We start from the raw sequence: 15,860 nt of genomic DNA on the forward strand, positions 1-15,860 counted from the left end.
TTCGCTCCCCCTTTTATAAAGTACAAGGAAAACCAAGCATCACAGCATGTCAGGTGAAACTTTTGCCTTTCTTATACTGTTCCCTTTACTTGCAATCTTAGTAACTATTATAACGGAAAATGTTAGCGATTGCATTTTTCGGAAAATATAGCAATTTTATTTTTTTTAAAGTATATTACTACTTTATACATGAATGATCATTCAGTCAACAGGTTTTTAGCAGGATGTAAATATTGTCATATTTTGGCGAGTCTAGCTTTATACGCTATCGAGCAAAAAATAATCAGAATGCCCCCTACCTGCATGTCTAAACGATCGTATAGATGAGAAGTACAAACAGTTTGTCATGGCATAGGTTTCGTGGATGATTGCACCGAATTTTGTGATTATCGCGTAATTTTCAGCCATTATGACACAGCTTTAAGTGATTATCGCACAAGTTTTAACCATTATCGCACAGCTTTAAGTGACTATCGCACAAGTTTCAACCATTACCGCACAGCTTTAAGTGATTATCGCACAAGTTTTAACCATTATCGCACAGCTTTAAGTTAAAAAAGCTTACAGGAAAGTCTCCCTTCATTCTCCTGCAAGCTTTTAAGATTACATCTTCTCTGGTGCGGTTACGCCGATTAGGGTTAGGCCATTGGCAATTGTGATACGTACTGCTTTCATTAGCGCTATTCGAGCTTTGGTAAGTTCTGGATTTTCTTGGTCTAATACTTTTGCTGCATTGTAAAAACTATGCAGTAAGGTTGCTAAGTCAAAAACATACTGTGTCATTTTATGTGGTGTAGATTTCTCTGCTGCATCTGCAATGTATTGTGGGAATTCACCTAGTTTTTTCAACAGATCTAGTTCTTTTTCTGACGTTAATAACGATTGATCAAACGTTTGATCAACAGCAATTCCCTTACTCTCTGCTTGGTTTAGCATCGTGCAGATACGTGCATGTGCGTATTGTACGTAAAATACCGGGTTATCGTTGGACTGTGAGCGAGCAAGGTTAAGATCAAAATCAAGTTGAGAATCGTTTGATCGTGCGATAAAGAAATAACGTACGGCATCGACACCGACTTCGTCCATTAATTCTCGTAACGAAACAGAGATGCCCGATCGCTTACTCATTTTAATTTTCTCGCCTTTTTCAAATAGGTTTACCATTTGAATAATATGCACACCGAAGTTTTCTTCTCGATAACCGAGTGCTTGAATTGCTGCTCGCATACGTGCGATATACCCGTGATGATCTGCTCCCCAGACGTTGATTACTTTGTTGAAACCACGTTCAAACTTATTTTGGTGGTACGCGATATCTGGTGTGAGATATGTGTAGGTTCCATCTTGCTTGATGAGTACGCGGTCTTTATCGTCGCCAAAATCAGTCGAACGCAGCCAGGTTGCCCCGTCCTGTTCATAGATATAGTTTCCTTTTTTCAATACCTCGAGTGCGTCTGCAATTTTGTCGTTATCGTATAGGGACTGTTCAGAAAACCAATTGTCAAATTGAACGCCGAAATCAGCCAGGTCCTTTTTCAGTTTATCTAATTCGTATGTTAAGCCGTACTCTTTAAAGAATGATAAGCGGTCGGCTTCTTCTGCTACTGCCCATTTATCCCCTTGCTCTACAGCTAGAGTTTTGCCTATTTCAATAATGTCGGTACCGTGATAGCCGTCCTCAGGCATTTCGACATCGCGACCCAAAGCTTGCAAATAGCGTGCTTGCACCGATAATGCCAAGTTATCAATTTGATTACCTGCATCATTAATATAGTACTCTCGTTCTACATAGTAGCCGGCCTTATTTAAAACATTACAAAGCACATCCCCAAATGCCGCTCCACGCGCATGACCTAAATGCAGGTCACCAGTTGGGTTAACGGATACAAACTCAACTTGGACTTTTTCTCCTTGCCCAGCATTTGTTGTACCGTAATCCTGATCTGCTTCTAGGATTGTGGGAATAAGATCACCAAGGTAATCGTTTTTCATAAAAAAGTTAATGAACCCTGGTCCTGCGATATCCACCTGTTGAATGGATGCTTTCGTTTTATCAAGTTTTGCTACGATATCATCAGCAATTTGGCGTGGTGCTTTTTTTGCAATACGTGCAAGCTGCATGGCAATATTTGTTGCAAAATCCCCATGTGCCTTGTCTTTTGGTTTTTCTAAAATAACTTCAGGCAGCTCTTGAACACTAGCGAGATTCGCATTTATTACGGCTGCAGCTATTTCCTGTTTTAGTGTTTCTTCTGTTTGTGCTAACACGTTCATTGGGAGACCTCCTCTGTGAAAGATAGGACAAGTTGATGCTTACGTTCTTCTTGTCCGTTTAGTTTTACTATATAATTGACCGTTAATAAGCCATTGTCAGGCAGATATTCCATGTCTTTTGTGAATGTTTCCATATGTATGTTTCCATGTGGATGCTGGTACACATTTTCCGTTAACTGATTAACACGAAATTGTTGGTTCATGGATATAGAACCTGTTCGTTTAATACTTACTTTGTCCTTTTGAATGGTGATCATATTTCTAATGATCAAACCTTCCATATCCTCTTTAAATGTAAGTACATCGATATTATTTTTATGATAAAAATTACCGGATTGTTTTATTGTGCTATGTTCCAATTGCCCATCATCTTCAATGGCTGTTTTTAGTTCAATTTGAACATTTGCTTGTTGACTTTTCATACAATCCTCCTGCTACGGTATAATTTTCTATTATAGCGATAAACGTATCTCTTTATCAATATAAAGAAACAAATAGTTAAAATCAATTTTTTGTATACGTAAAAACAAAACACTCCCCCGCTTCCTGAGAGAGCATTCCTATTATTTTACCCAGCCAAGTAATATTTCTCGAATAAATTTACTAGCTGCGATGGCTGTTTTTTCAGATTGATCATAAGCTGGTGCAACCTCCACTAAATCGGCACCAATTACATCCACATCTGACTCTGCGATAAGCTGAATTGCCTCTAATAGTTCATTTGAAGTGATGCCGCCTGCTTCAGCTGTTCCTGTACCTGGTGCGAAGGCTGGATCAAGCACATCAATATCAATCGTCACATAAACCTTACGTCTGCTGAGGGTTGGCAACATTTTAAGCAGCCCTTGTACGACATGAAATTTTGTCATATGCATGCCACTTGTTTTGGCATACTCGAATTCTTCCCGCGTTCCCGACCTGATTCCAAATGAATACACATTTTCCGGTCCAATCAGCTCTGCGATTTTGTGAACAGGCGTGGAGTGTGATAGCGATTCGCCTTCATACGCTTCACGTAAATCAGCATGTGCATCAATATGAATAAATGCCATATCCTGGTGTTCCTCGTGCATGGCACGTACAACTGGCCACGTTACTAAGTGTTCCCCACCAAGTCCAAGTGGAAATTTTCCTAAAGCTATTATCTTTTTTACATAGTTCTCAATTTCCGTAATACTGCGTTCAGCATTACCAAATGGCAGTGGGATATCACCAGCATCAAAATAAGCAACTTCTTCCAAATGTTTATCCATGTATGGACTGTATTCCTCAAGTCCAATTGATGCTTCACGAATACGCCCCGGACCAAACCGCGAACCAGGACGAAAGCTGACGGTCCAATCCATTGGCATGCCGTAAATGATGGCTTTTGCTTTTTCGACATCCGGTTGGGACATGATGAATACCTTACCTGAATATGCTTCATCAAAACGCATGTTATACACCTCGTTTACTCAGTCAAATCCTTCACAAATTTCGGTAATGCAAAGCAAGCATAGTGAAGTTCTGACGTATAATAGTTCGTCTCTATGTCTGTGAAACGTTCTTTTTTCACCTTTAATGGATGATGAATTTTACTTCCCATTGTAAAAGTCCACAAGCCACTTGGATAGGTTGGAATGTTGGCAGTATATAGTGTCGTTACAGAAAAGATTTCCCCTACATCGTTATAAACCTGACGAATTAAATCCGCTTTAAACCAAGGATTATCTGTTTGAGCCACAAATATGCCATCATCTTTTAATGCTTTATGAATCCCTGTATAAAACCCTTGGGTAAACAAACTGACAGCGGGACCTACTGGTTCAGTGGAATCTACTAGAATGACGTCAAATTCCCGTTTACTATTGGCAATGTACATAAAGCCATCGTCTACTTTAACCTCCACACGATCATCATCCAGTGCCCCAGCAATAGTTGGTAAATACTTTTTTGAGTACTCCAGTACCTTTCCATCAACTTCTACAAGTGTTGCTTTCTCTACTGATTTGTGCTTGAGTACTTCGCGAATAACACCACCATCGCCCCCGCCAACTACCAGTACTTTTTTCGGATTAGGGTGAGTAAACAACGGAACATGTGCAACCATTTCATGGTAGACGAACTCATCCTTTTCGGTTGTCATTACCATGTCATCTAGCACAAGCATGTTTCCCCATTCCTCGGTTTGGATCATCTCAAGCTCCTGAAAATCGGTTTTAACTGTTGCAAGTGTTTGTTTTATTTTTGCCGTAATTCCAAAATTAGCTGTTTGCTTTTCCGTAAACCAAATACCCATTGGAACAACTCCTTTTATGTAGAAATATAGTTTGATTTTAGCTATGGAAAGCGCAGTTTAAACCGAGCCATTCAAGGCGCTTGCGCTTTTGATTTTTCAACTGAATCAATAGAATTATAAAGAAGTTCGATAAAAAATCAAGCTTTTCGACATACTTAGTTTATTTATACGTATATTTTCCCATAATGAAAATAATGTACTCTTAAAAAATGGGAGCTAAAAACATGGCACGAAAGCGCATATTTCAAAAAAAATTTCTAATTGCCAGTATAGCAGGGATCACGCTATGTTTTACCCTTGTTATTAGTGTTTATTTGTTCAGCTTTCTCCTTGGTCCACCACAATTAGTTAATGACCAAAATACGATATACCACAGTAATTCCGGGGAAGTTATTGGTGAAGAACGTGGTGTGGAGAACAGGTACTGGTTAAGTCTCGATGAAATACCATCTTCATTTATGGATGCAACATTAGCTATAGAGGATCAGCATTTTTATGATCATAATGGTTTTGATTTTAAACGCATACTAGGTGCTGCTCTATCCGATTTTAAAAATTTCTCCTTAAAAGAAGGGGCAAGTACACTTACACAGCAATATGCACGAAATCTATATTTAACACATGAGAAAACATGGACTCGAAAACTAAAAGAAGCTTTCTACACCGTTCGCCTGGAAATGTATTACTCGAAGGATGAAATTTTAGAAGGCTATTTAAATACGATATATTATGGTCATGGAGCATATGGGGTGGAGGCTGCCAGCAGGTATTTTTTTGATGAATCAGCTATTGATTTAACTCTTGCAGAAGCAGCTATGTTAGCAGGTATTCCCAAGGGACCGACCTATTACTCCCCATTTAATGATAGCCAACGTGCAAAAACGAGGCAGCATCTGATTTTAAATGCGATGCTAGACAACGAGATGATTACAGAAGAAAATCATTACTTAGCTAAAAGAGAACAACTCGCATTCAACGAACAAAAAAATGAACAAGAACATGAAATTGCCCCCTATTTTCAGGATTATGTTTTGCTGGAGGCATCCAACATATTAGATCTTGATTCAGAAACCGTTCGTTCAGGTGGATACCACATTCACACAACGTTAGATGTAGACTTGCAAGATGAGCTGATGGATAAAATTAATACGGTAATCCACCCTACTAGTGACATTGAAGTGGGTGCTATTTCAATGAATCCTCACACAGGAGCCATTCAGGCATTAGCTGGAGGACGGGATTATGAACAAAGTCAGTATAACCGGGCAATTTGGGCTGAACGGATGCCCGGGTCTGCCTTCAAACCCTTTTTGTATTATGCTGCATTATCAAACGGATACACACCAAGCACCCAATTAATGAGTAAACCAACTGCTTTTGAGCTGTCAGACGGAAAAGTATATAAGCCAGCTAATTTTAATAATTACTATGCAGATGACTTGATTACCTTAGCCCAAGCACTCGCTTTGTCGGATAATATATATGCAGTGAAAACAAATCTCTTTTTAGGCGCGGAACAATTGGTCGATACAGCTCGTTCCTTTGGTATTGATAGTTATTTACCTGCAGTCCCATCACTCGCATTAGGGACAGCCACCGTGACATTAAAGGATATGGTTGCAGGTTACGGAAGACTTGCAAATGGAGGGTATGAAATCAACGGATTCACGATTGAAAAAATCGTTGATCGACAAGATAACACCGTTTATGAAAAAGATGTAGACGACCAAAAACAAGTACTAAAACCAACAACTGCTTTTATATTGTCACATTTAATGACAGGAATGTTTGATCGTGCACTAGATGGGTATATGGCAGTGACCGGATCTTCAATCGCCAATAATATTACGCGGACGTATGCTGGGAAGTCTGGTACTACTGATTCGGATAGTTGGATGATCGGATTTAGTCCAGAAGTGGTTACAGGAGTCTGGACAGGTTACGACGATAACCGCCCGATTGAGAAAGTCAAAGAAACCACCTACGCAAAGGATGTATGGGCTACCTACATGGAGGCAGCTCATCAAGGTCTCCCCTTTTCGACATTTGATGTTCCAAGTGGGGTTACCGGTTTACCAATTGATCCGACAACAGGAAAACGGGCAACTCCATATTGTGACACGAGTCGCGTCATGTATTTTGAAAAAGGAAGCGAACCGATGAGCTATTGTTCCGATCATTACCATGGTGAGGAACGAGATGACATTATGGAACGCGGACGTGATTCTGAGAAGGAAAGTGATGGAGGAATCTTTAAAAAGTGGTTTGACGTGTTTTTTTAGATTGATTTCGATGGAGGCGGGGTGTGAGTGATCGCGCGCGGGTTTCGCGGGTTTGTGGTGATGGCGCGCGAGTTGGCGCTGTTGCCGCGCGAGCTTGTGCTGGTGCCGCGCGAGTTTCCGCTGGTGCCGCGCGAGTTTCGGCTGGTGCCGCGCGGGTTTGTGCTGTTGCCGCGCGAGTTTGTGCTGGTGCTGCGCGAGTTTGTGTTGGTGCTGCGCGAGTTCGGCTGGTGCCGCGCGAGTTTCGGCTGGTGGCGTGCGAGTTTGTGTTGGGCGCGCGCGAGTTGGCGCTGTTGCCGCGCGGGTTTCCGCTGTTGCCGCGTGAGTTTGTGGTGATCGCGCGCGAGTTTCCGCTGGTGCCGCGCGAGTTTGTGCTGTTGCCGCGCGGGTTTCCGCTGGTGCCGCGCGAGTCACTTGTTTTCTGCCACTTAGCTTACTACATAAAGAAGCCGACTCCTAAATAAGTGTCCAGCTTACTTAGTGAGTCGGCTTCTTTTTTGTCCTAGCAATACATGAGTAGCCCATGTATTCACATTTTACAAATTTCTATTACAAAGTACAATCGTTTAGCTAATTATTCATCATTCTGACACATTTTGTTCAAATTTAAATTATTTTACTCAGAAAGTACTTGCTTTAACTCATCAGTAGAATTATTCCACATTTCCTCGTTGAAATCGACAAGGAAGTCTTTGAGTAATTTTTTGGAATGGTCATCCATATGGTCTAGAATAATTTTTCCTTTTAATGATTTATCCATATGGGTAACGTGTTGTGGCATGGACTTGTATGCGCGTTTAATGGAGCGATCGACGCGAATTTCACTGCCTGCTACACCTTCATAGTATGGTCCGTTTTCTCCCCGTCCTACGTTTACCCAAACAATCCAGTAAAGCAAGCCATTTGGTACTTCATCACGATTTGGAAGGATTTTTACACGTCGTTCTATTTCACTGCGTGCATGCATTGCTCCCATATCAACAAATGCTCTATCTTCATTTGGGTCAACTATTACTGGAGACATATTTTCTAAACTTATTGTACCTGCACCGTAACCGCCATGGCCATCGGTGGAATCATCTTTTAATATGGTAAAAGCATTACTCTTCTTTTTATTCGAAGATTGATCTGAACTCATCCAGGAACCCTCCTTCTTTCTATTGTTCCCATTGTAGCATAGGTGATTGGGGATTTTCACATATCTACTATGTATATGATGAAATCTCCATTAGGTTCGAGATTAATGCTTTAACTTACTTATAAATTCCCATGCTTCGTCTACTTCTTCATTGCTGAAGTTTTGCTTAGGTTTAACCGTATTGATTTTTTCATTCATGTTATTGTGTGGTAGGTCATCGAAATAAAGCATCGTCGAGACCAGTTCAAGAAATCGTGAGCTCTGATTATTTAAAAGTCCTATTCGTTCACTCATATCTGGCATTTCCATAGCGAATTGGCTTAAAAACTCGTGACCATCTTTGGTAATCTGGTAATGATATTGATGATAATTACTTTTCTCTTCTTTTTCTTCATGAACAAATCCTAAGTTACATAGCTCTTCCATTCGTAGCGTTAGTTCCTCAGAATAGGGGCCGTAAACATGAAATTGATATTTTTCTTCAAATGGGACATCGCATTTTTGTAAAATATAAATCATTTTTTGTAGCTTTTTCCGTCCTGTTACTTCCTTCGCCACTGAAAAAAACTGCATTAGTTTTGTGTGATTATTCAGCATCGTTCACATCTCCTTGATATTAGAAAACTTGGCTTATCGCCAAGCCTTAATGGCGGCAGCCTTAGTTGCACTTATGCAGATGAGAAAGTTTTATACTTTCTTATCTGCCAAGATAGCTTTGATTTTCTTTTTCAAATTTTCATCATCGAGGTTGTCTATTAAGTCTATCGGAAAATATAATTTATGATCTGTACGTTTTTTTCCTGAAATGGCTTCTACAATATCCGAATTTCTGGAGAGCTCCTTCAAATCGTCATTTGGCATTACTAAATGGATTGGCAGGCGCTCCTCCTCTTCCCCAGGTCGATAAAAGTCATAGGGCAAATCAGATGAGGAATCGACAACAAGATAATATTCAGGATCAATTTCAGCCTCCTGAAACAGTCGATAAAGCTCCATCCAATCATTCATTTGCTGGTTTGGATTGAACTCTGTATATTTAAACAGACGGCGATTCATAAACCGTTCAGATAAATCACTTATAATGAAATCATCTTCCTCTTGCCATAATTGGAAGTAATACGACACAATTCCCTCATCAAGCTTTAAGTACTCCTCCAAACTGGCATTTCCTGTAAAAAAGGAAATAAAATGTGTTGGCTTAAGCTTAAATGTATAGTTATTTTCAAATAAATACTTAGCACGGTGCAGTATTTTTGATAAAATCACTTCAGCACTCCGGGTTACGGGATGAAAGTAAACTTGCCAATACATTTGATAACGGCTCATTATATAGTCTTCCACGGCATGCATACCTGTTGCTTTAATAACAACTTGATCTTCCATTGGACGCATGACACGTAAAATTCGCTCCATATCAAAATGTCCATAACTGACACCTGTGAAATAGGCATCACGTTGTAAATAATCCATTCGATCTGCATCAATTTGGCTGGAAATTAAACTTACGACTAATTTATCAGCGTATGTTTTGGCGATAACATCCGCAACTTTTTGCGAAAATCCTGGTTCGACACGTTCTAGAATGGTATGTACGTGCGTGTTTCCAAGAACGATTTGTTGTGTATATTCTTCATGATCCAGTTTAAATACTTTTTCAAAGGAATGCGAAAATGGCCCATGTCCAAGGTCGTGCAACAGTGCAGCACATAGACATAGTAATCGTTCTTCGTTATTCCAATGAGGACGACCCTGAAAATTGGTAATGATCCGACGGACGATTTCATACACACCTAAGGAATGATTAAAGCGACTATGCTCTGCTCCGTGAAATGTTAAATAAGTAGTTCCAAGCTGCTTAATACGACGTAATCGCTGAAATTCTGGTGAGGCGATTAGATCCCAGATTGCTTGATCCTTTACATGGACATATCTATGTACTGGGTCTTTAAACACCTTTTCTTCATTCAATTGTTCATCTTTATATGCCATTAATTACCAACCCGTTTCTTTTCGTTGATTTTGTTATATTATATAATAGATAGGTAGATGATAAAAGAGTCCTAAGGAGTTTGCTATGAAAAGCTGGAAAGAAATAATACGTCATAACACGTTTCGATACATAGATCATGCAGAAGAAAAAGTTTTTAATGATGAGGCCTACACCGCGCTATCATCTTTTGCTATAGACGATACATTAGCATTATCGGTTAGTGATAACACTTCTGCTCCTGCTGTCCGGTTATGGATTCACCCTGAGACAGTCGTACTTGGCATTCCTGATGCGCGTTTACCTTACATTGAAGAAGGTGTGCAGCTATTAACTGAGCAAGGATACCAGGTGATTGTTCGTAATTCAGGTGGGTTAGCAGTAGCTTTAGATGAAGGTGTTCTGAATATATCACTCGTCTTACCTGGGGTAAGGAACATATCGATCCTGGAATGCTATGAAGCGATGGTAAGTTTTGTCCAATATATGCTACAAGATCTAACAGGTGAGATAGAGGCATATGAAATAGTCGGTTCTTACTGCCCTGGTGATTACGATTTGAGTATTGGCGGCAAAAAATTCGCTGGTATTTCTCAGCGCCGAGTCAAAGACGGAGCTGCCATTCAAATTTATATCGATGTCGAAGGGAATGGGGCAAAACGAGCTTCTATGATTCGCGAATTTTATGAGATTAGTACAAAAAACGAGGAAACAAAATTTACGTATCCTGTCGTTGACCCGACAACGATGGCATCTCTATCAGAGTTGTTGGAGGAGAAAATAACAATACATGACATGAAATCAAGAGTAAGATTCGCGTTAGAGGAATTAAGTGAATCTATTGTTTCCCCTGCGTTTACACGTGAGGAATTAGAAACGTTTCAAAAACGACTGGATCAGATGAAAAAACGGAATGAAAAAATTGCTGAAATGCAATAGAACGTGATTGTGTTACGAGCAAAATAAGAGCTTGCAGTTACGAAGATCCTGTGCAAGCTCTTATTATACTTCTATTATTGTCTCGCAGCCTGTGCTGCTGTGATTAAAGCTAAATTATAGACATCCTCTGTACTGCATCCACGTGACAAGTCATTAACTGGTTGATTAAGACCTTGCAGGATTGGTCCAACTGCCTCAAATCCGCCTAATCGCTGTGCTATTTTGTATCCAATATTACCCGCTTCTAAACTGGGGAATATAAACACATTCGCATCCCCTTGTATCTCAGAATCTGGTGCTTTTTTTGCTGCAACACTTGGAACAAATGCAGCATCAAATTGAAACTCACCATCGAGTACTAGTGCTGGATTCTTGTCTTTAGCAATGTTGATCGCGTCAACTATTTTCTCCGTTTCTTCTGATTGTGCAGATCCTTTTGTTGAGAAACTTAACATAGCAACTCGCGGATCGACATCGAATAACTCTGCTGTATTAGCACTTTCTAGTGCAATTTCAGCTAAATCCTGACTATCTGGAGAAATGTTGATCGCACAATCTGCAAATACGTATCTCTGGTCTCCACGTACCATAATAAATACACCTGATGTTTTCTTAATACCTTGTTTGGTTTTGATAATCTGAAGTGCTGGGCGAACTGTGTCAGCTGTGGAATGAGCTGCACCACTCACCAGGCCATCCGCTTGATTCATATAGACAAGCATCGTACCGAAATAATTTTCATCCAATAAAATTTTTTCAGCTTCTTCTTTAGATACTTTCCCTTTACGCCGATCTATAAATGTCTCTACCATAAGATCAAATTCCGGAAATTCCTTAGGATCTGTTAATTTACAGGAAGATACATCTACACCGGTTTCCTCGGCTTTTTGTTTAATTTCTGCTTTATCCCCAATTAATATGGGCGTAATTATTCCAGCCACTCCCAATTGACTTGCCGCTGTTACAATTCGTTCATCCAAACCTTCTGGAAATACGATGGATTTATTTTTGGGTGCTACCTTTTCTTTTAAAACATTAAATAATTGACTCATGTATGAAAACCTCCCATTTTAGCTATACCTAAATAATAGATGATCCATGTATTAGGTTAAAGAATTTACATCTGTTGATAGATTTAATTTTGACAGACCTATGACAATGATAAATCCAAAGCCTTGTTTCATGATTATCGTACCCTAATTATGATATAGTAAAAACAGCTAGAGCATATTTTTCTAATAGAAGAAGGAGAGATATAGAATGGTCGAAGCAGTAGAAACCATGGATGGTTGGTATTGTTTGCATGATATGCGTACAATTGATTGGACTTCATGGAAATTAGCAACTAGTGAAGAAAGACAGGCAGCAATTGATGAATTTAATAACTTACTTACTAAATGGGAAGCCGTAGAAGAAGCAGAAAACGGCAGTCATGTTATGTATAAGGTGATTGGACAAAAGGCTGATTTAATGTTCATGTTCCTGCGTCCTACAATGGATGAGTTAGTAGATTTAGAAACAACATTTAATAAATCAGCATTTGCTGACTTTTTACTCCCTGCACATTCCTATGTATCTGTTGTGGAACTTTCTAAATATCAGCCACAAAAAGACGGAGTAGACCCAGAGACATTACCAGAAACACAAGCACGTTTAAAACCGATACTTCCCAAATATGATTACATTTCTTTTTACCCCATGGACAGACGTCGCATGGGTAATGAAAACTGGTATACATTAGAGAAAAACGAACGTGGGAAACTTCTTTATGAACACAGTAAAACAGGTCGTAAATATGCTGGTAAGATCAAACAAATCATCACAGGTTCGATTGGTTTAGACAATTGGGAGTGGGGCGTAACATTATTTGCACATGACGTTTTACAATTGAAAAAAATTGTTTATGAAATGCGCTTTGACGAAGTGAGTTCTCGTTACGGGGAATTCGGCGAGTTCTTCATTGGTAATCATTTAAAAAGAGAAGACTTCGCAGCATATTTACACGTATAAACACTATAGCATCCATGTTTTCACAGGCTTCATCCTTAGTATAAAACATGCTTTTTGCAACCATTGCAGAAAGCATGTTTTTCGTTTAAGAAAAATGTACCTTTTTGAATCGGAATAATCTAATTAATATTTTCATACACATGATTAAAAGACCTAGCATAAAGATATACAGAGATATGGGATGTATACTTTATGGCTTATACCATATACAGATATAGGTGTGAATTTTTTTAGCTCGGAAGTGACGAATAGGATGCTAAACCGGGTGGGGACTGATTTTGGAAAATTTTCACGACATATAAACCTTATTTATATGGTCTTCAAAAGCCCTTTTAGAATTCCAGTAACACTGGTAGTTCTTCAAGTATCTGAGTGTCCTTATGTTTTTAAAATATTTTTTCAGGAGGTTTAATTATGAGTGAAAATGAAAACAACTCTAACAATCAACAAGGGTATCCATACCAGACATACCCCTACTATTACTATCCACAAGCATCTCCAGCATTTTATCCCGGCTATGATATGAGGCAAGACACACAGCAGCAACCTCAAACTCCAATGCAGCAAATGCAAGCGCCAGGTCAGGACGTAGAAGGTATGCTGCCCGAGGAGCAATCGTATATTGAAAATATCCTCAGGCTGAATAGAGGTAAACATGCAACCGTATATATGACCTTCGAGAACAATACCCAATGGAATGCTAAGATTTTTAGAGGTGTTGTAGAAGCAGCAGGTCGAGATCATATTATTTTAAGTGACCCACAAACCAATAGGCGATATTTATTACTCATGGTGTATTTAGATTACATTACATTTGATGAAGAGCTTAATTACGAATATCCTTTCAATGGCTAACAACCTTAATAATACGATGCAAAAGATGACACAAAAGGATTTGATTATCGATCCATCCTCTATGTGTCATCTTTTTTGTAGGCTGTTTTCTTAAGGATTGGTACTTTTGAGAGAATAGATATAGACTGCGACGTAACTTTAGGCTTATTTCTATTGCCGCCGTCCGGGATCGCTACGGACGGATGCTTTCCGCGGGCACGGCCTCAGCCAGGGTACTACTTGAATCATCTTCTTCGTTCCCTTGCGCTGAGGAAGCATACTTCGAAGCGTTACTAGAAGACGCAGGCGCATCTAAGCGGGGTCTTCGGTCACGTGCTGTTCCCGCAGGAGTCCCCGCCCGCCCTCCGCTCACCCGAACTGGTAAGGTGTTTTATTAATACAGATACAGTCCGACGACAGTAACGGAAATAACAGCGGAGGAAATACACGTAACTTCTTGAAAATACAAACCGATTTTCTGCGTGCGATGTCTAGCTATGTAGCTTTCCTATCCTGTGGGAGCAGAGGCCTAGCCTATAGACCCCAGAGAGCGTTAGCTCGAGGAGGCTCATCAGCCCCCCACGGGTAGAAGACACTGCGCAGTGAAACGAAGCAGATGTCGCACTTGTACCCGGATGGGTGAAAGCGAAGTGTATTTCCGTAGCGGTAGGTTAACCGTCACATCAAGTTACGTCGCATTTTATATCAATTATAAAGATTAGAAAACTTGGCCTTCGCCATGCCTTTATGGCGAATGGCCTAGTTGCACTTATGCAAATAGGAAAGTTTTATACTTTCTTATCTGATAAAAAAGCAACAATGCATGCGAAAACTGCCTTTTTGTATTAACGGTGCTTTCAATGAAGGAGCGGATTAGTTTGCGGCATCCATATGAAAAATTCATCCGAATGGAATTATTATCAATCGCTTTAATGATAGTTATTGGCGTTTTCGCATTAATTCAAGGCCTCTTAATACTCATTATATTTTGTTTTTATATGCTAGCAATTAGTTTATTTTGTGACGCCCTAATCCAGTATCATATGCACCAGACTCATCATGCCGGCAAGCAGTTTATTAAAGCGCTTATGGTATTTTTGTTGACGACATCATTACTCTTCTACTTATAGATGTTTCATAACCGTATATCCTAGTAACACCCAGCCAATTAAAAAGGCAACTCCACCAAGTGGCGTAATCATGGCAAAGGTTTTAATGCCACTAGTTGAATAAATATATAGGCTGCCAGAAAACAGAATGATACCAATAAAGAACATCCAGCCGGCCCACATCATACCACCTGTTTGTACTTTAATTAGAAGTAGACCTGTAACCAGTAATGCCATGGTATGGAACATTTGATAGTTAACTGCTTTTTCCCACGTTCCTAACGCCTTTTCTGATATTTTTCCTTCGAGCCCATGTGCACCAAAAGCTCCTAATGCAACAGCAACAAATCCGTTTATTATGCCAAAAAGTACAAATAGTTTCATTTTTCAACACCTCTTATTTCTATGAAGTTAAAAATCAAATATGGAATCTCCGTTTGCAGAGTCATCATCTAGCGTACGTTTGTATGCAGCCTTATCTCCCTGTGACCCCTTAATCATTGCCTTCATTTCTTCATTCGTAATATGATCACTTTTATTTAGTTGTGAAGAATTTTCTCCCACCATTAAATCACACAAGAGACGTACATTTGATATGTGGTTTGTGATGGATGTATGATTTTCATCTTTTTCAAGTGCCTGTTGTAATTCCGTAATCATTTTTTGTATGATCGTTTTATTTGCTACTGCCACCTCGATCACTCCTAACTATCCATTCTAAACTTCACCAAGTATATCATGACTATCACAGCTTTTTATAGCAATTAAGTAGTCAACTAAAAAAGCCCTGAAACTACAGGACTTTTCATGAGAAATATATGTAACTCTACTATTTTTAACAATACTAAACTTTAGGGAGTTTGTCAGGCATTTAGTTTTTCAATTTCCTGTTCTCTCTTATAACGTTCATAAACCCATTGTAAAAAAACTAGTTCCTTTTTTTCCAATTGTCTATCTAGCTTTTTTTCTGTCTCCTTACTCAATTGTAGAAAGCTTTTCATAACGTTATAAT

At 39.4% G+C, this 15,860-nt stretch carries 16 protein-coding genes; 5 read left to right on the plus strand and 11 right to left on the minus strand.

The annotated features are described in order from the left end of the window. Window positions 1-603: 603 nt before the first annotated feature. The 4 genes from argS to speE all read right to left on the minus strand — a co-directional run bounded on the left by argS (window position 604) and on the right by speE (window position 4,552). On the minus strand, window positions 604-2,274 hold the full coding sequence (gene argS / locus ACFQ3N_RS00420; RefSeq protein WP_390358491.1) for an arginine--tRNA ligase: 1,671 nt from the start codon (window positions 2,272-2,274) through the stop codon (window positions 604-606). Further along, window positions 2,271-2,696 carry a DUF1934 domain-containing protein gene (locus ACFQ3N_RS00425; RefSeq protein ID WP_390358493.1) on the minus strand — a complete coding sequence of 142 codons (426 nt, stop codon included), beginning with the start codon at window positions 2,694-2,696 and terminating at the stop codon, window positions 2,271-2,273. Before ACFQ3N_RS00425 ends, argS begins: the two co-directional genes overlap by 4 nt. 141 nt (window positions 2,697-2,837) lie before the next feature. Further along, window positions 2,838-3,710, minus strand: coding sequence for an agmatinase (gene speB, locus ACFQ3N_RS00430; protein ID WP_390358495.1), 873 nt, complete (start codon window positions 3,708-3,710; stop codon window positions 2,838-2,840). A 14-nt stretch (window positions 3,711-3,724) separates the two neighbouring features. Further along, on the minus strand, window positions 3,725-4,552 hold the full coding sequence (gene speE, locus ACFQ3N_RS00435) for a polyamine aminopropyltransferase (RefSeq protein WP_390358497.1): 828 nt from the start codon (window positions 4,550-4,552) through the stop codon (window positions 3,725-3,727). Between the two features lie 224 nt (window positions 4,553-4,776). On the opposite strand from speE, the gene ACFQ3N_RS00440 reads away from it, so the two are divergent. Both ACFQ3N_RS00440 and ACFQ3N_RS00445 read left to right on the plus strand, forming a co-directional pair. Next, window positions 4,777-6,834, plus strand: a complete 2,058-nt coding sequence (locus ACFQ3N_RS00440) for a transglycosylase domain-containing protein (protein ID WP_390358499.1) — start codon at window positions 4,777-4,779, stop codon at window positions 6,832-6,834. Between the two features lie 27 nt (window positions 6,835-6,861). Next, window positions 6,862-7,167, plus strand: coding sequence for a hypothetical protein (locus ACFQ3N_RS00445; protein ID WP_390358501.1), 306 nt, complete (start codon window positions 6,862-6,864; stop codon window positions 7,165-7,167). Window positions 7,168-7,447: 280 nt separating this feature from the next. Here ACFQ3N_RS00445 and ACFQ3N_RS00450 read toward each other — a convergent pair whose 3' ends face one another. The 3 genes from ACFQ3N_RS00450 to ACFQ3N_RS00460 all read right to left on the minus strand — a co-directional run bounded on the left by ACFQ3N_RS00450 (window position 7,448) and on the right by ACFQ3N_RS00460 (window position 9,958). After that, on the minus strand, window positions 7,448-7,969 hold the full coding sequence (locus ACFQ3N_RS00450; RefSeq protein ID WP_390358503.1) for a YwhD family protein: 522 nt from the start codon (window positions 7,967-7,969) through the stop codon (window positions 7,448-7,450). Window positions 7,970-8,071: 102 nt separating this feature from the next. Continuing rightward, window positions 8,072-8,566 carry a YwgA family protein gene (locus ACFQ3N_RS00455; RefSeq protein WP_390358505.1) on the minus strand — a complete coding sequence of 165 codons (495 nt, stop codon included), beginning with the start codon at window positions 8,564-8,566 and terminating at the stop codon, window positions 8,072-8,074. 90 nt (window positions 8,567-8,656) lie between these two features. Further along, on the minus strand, window positions 8,657-9,958 hold the full coding sequence (locus tag ACFQ3N_RS00460) for an HD domain-containing protein (protein ID WP_390358506.1): 1,302 nt from the start codon (window positions 9,956-9,958) through the stop codon (window positions 8,657-8,659). 85 nt (window positions 9,959-10,043) lie between these two features. Between ACFQ3N_RS00460 and ACFQ3N_RS00465 the strand changes: the two genes are divergently transcribed. Beyond that, window positions 10,044-10,895 carry a lipoate--protein ligase family protein gene (locus ACFQ3N_RS00465; RefSeq protein WP_390358508.1) on the plus strand — a complete coding sequence of 284 codons (852 nt, stop codon included), beginning with the start codon at window positions 10,044-10,046 and terminating at the stop codon, window positions 10,893-10,895. Between the two features lie 74 nt (window positions 10,896-10,969). On the opposite strand, the gene pta is transcribed toward ACFQ3N_RS00465, so the two are convergent. Further along, on the minus strand, window positions 10,970-11,947 hold the full coding sequence (pta, locus tag ACFQ3N_RS00470) for a phosphate acetyltransferase (RefSeq protein ID WP_390358510.1): 978 nt from the start codon (window positions 11,945-11,947) through the stop codon (window positions 10,970-10,972). A 208-nt stretch (window positions 11,948-12,155) separates the two neighbouring features. Here pta and hemQ point away from each other — a divergent pair, with 208 nt between their 5' ends. Continuing rightward, the gene (gene hemQ / locus ACFQ3N_RS00475; RefSeq protein ID WP_390358512.1) at window positions 12,156-12,905 is read left to right on the plus strand and encodes a hydrogen peroxide-dependent heme synthase; all 750 of its coding nucleotides are present in this window, start codon (window positions 12,156-12,158) and stop codon (window positions 12,903-12,905) included. A gap of 414 nt (window positions 12,906-13,319) precedes the next feature. Further along, a complete protein-coding gene (gene gerQ, locus ACFQ3N_RS00480; RefSeq protein ID WP_390358514.1) occupies window positions 13,320-13,760 on the plus strand; it encodes a spore coat protein GerQ in 441 nt (146 codons plus the stop codon). 1,103 nt (window positions 13,761-14,863) lie between these two features. On the opposite strand, the gene ACFQ3N_RS00485 is transcribed toward gerQ, so the two are convergent. The 3 genes from ACFQ3N_RS00485 to ACFQ3N_RS00495 all read right to left on the minus strand — a co-directional run bounded on the left by ACFQ3N_RS00485 (window position 14,864) and on the right by ACFQ3N_RS00495 (window position 15,849). After that, window positions 14,864-15,232, minus strand: coding sequence for a DUF423 domain-containing protein (locus tag ACFQ3N_RS00485; protein ID WP_390358516.1), 369 nt, complete (start codon window positions 15,230-15,232; stop codon window positions 14,864-14,866). Between the two features lie 27 nt (window positions 15,233-15,259). Beyond that, window positions 15,260-15,541 (minus strand): YwdI family protein, encoded by a 282-nt coding sequence (locus tag ACFQ3N_RS00490; RefSeq protein WP_390358518.1) that lies wholly within the window; start codon window positions 15,539-15,541, stop codon window positions 15,260-15,262. A 170-nt stretch (window positions 15,542-15,711) separates the two neighbouring features. Continuing rightward, the gene (locus tag ACFQ3N_RS00495) at window positions 15,712-15,849 is read right to left on the minus strand and encodes a hypothetical protein (protein WP_390358520.1); all 138 of its coding nucleotides are present in this window, start codon (window positions 15,847-15,849) and stop codon (window positions 15,712-15,714) included. Window positions 15,850-15,860 lie beyond the last annotated feature (11 nt).

The organism is Virgibacillus byunsanensis, from assembly GCF_042675965.1.
In the GTDB taxonomy this organism is placed as follows: Bacteria; Bacillota; Bacilli; order Bacillales; family Amphibacillaceae; genus Virgibacillus_R; species Virgibacillus_R byunsanensis.

Bases quoted from the DNA above. Each gene is read 5' to 3' on its own strand.
- argS (WP_390358491.1), bottom strand. From the start codon at position 2,274: ATGAACGTGTTAGCACAAACAGAAGAAACACTAAAACAGGAAATAGCT.
- ACFQ3N_RS00425 (WP_390358493.1), bottom strand. From the start codon at position 2,696: ATGAAAAGTCAACAAGCAAATGTTCAAATTGAACTAAAAACAGCCATT.
- speB (WP_390358495.1), bottom strand. From the start codon at position 3,710: ATGCGTTTTGATGAAGCATATTCAGGTAAGGTATTCATCATGTCCCAA.
- speE (WP_390358497.1), bottom strand. From the start codon at position 4,552: ATGGGTATTTGGTTTACGGAAAAGCAAACAGCTAATTTTGGAATTACG.
- ACFQ3N_RS00440 (WP_390358499.1), top strand. From the start codon at position 4,777: ATGGCACGAAAGCGCATATTTCAAAAAAAATTTCTAATTGCCAGTATA.
- ACFQ3N_RS00450 (WP_390358503.1), bottom strand. From the start codon at position 7,969: ATGAGTTCAGATCAATCTTCGAATAAAAAGAAGAGTAATGCTTTTACC.
- ACFQ3N_RS00455 (WP_390358505.1), bottom strand. From the start codon at position 8,566: ATGCTGAATAATCACACAAAACTAATGCAGTTTTTTTCAGTGGCGAAG.
- ACFQ3N_RS00460 (WP_390358506.1), bottom strand. From the start codon at position 9,958: ATGGCATATAAAGATGAACAATTGAATGAAGAAAAGGTGTTTAAAGAC.
- ACFQ3N_RS00465 (WP_390358508.1), top strand. From the start codon at position 10,044: ATGAAAAGCTGGAAAGAAATAATACGTCATAACACGTTTCGATACATA.
- pta (WP_390358510.1), bottom strand. From the start codon at position 11,947: ATGAGTCAATTATTTAATGTTTTAAAAGAAAAGGTAGCACCCAAAAAT.
- hemQ (WP_390358512.1), top strand. From the start codon at position 12,156: ATGGTCGAAGCAGTAGAAACCATGGATGGTTGGTATTGTTTGCATGAT.
- gerQ (WP_390358514.1), top strand. From the start codon at position 13,320: ATGAGTGAAAATGAAAACAACTCTAACAATCAACAAGGGTATCCATAC.
- ACFQ3N_RS00485 (WP_390358516.1), bottom strand. From the start codon at position 15,232: ATGAAACTATTTGTACTTTTTGGCATAATAAACGGATTTGTTGCTGTT.
- ACFQ3N_RS00495 (WP_390358520.1), bottom strand. From the start codon at position 15,849: ATGAAAAGCTTTCTACAATTGAGTAAGGAGACAGAAAAAAAGCTAGAT.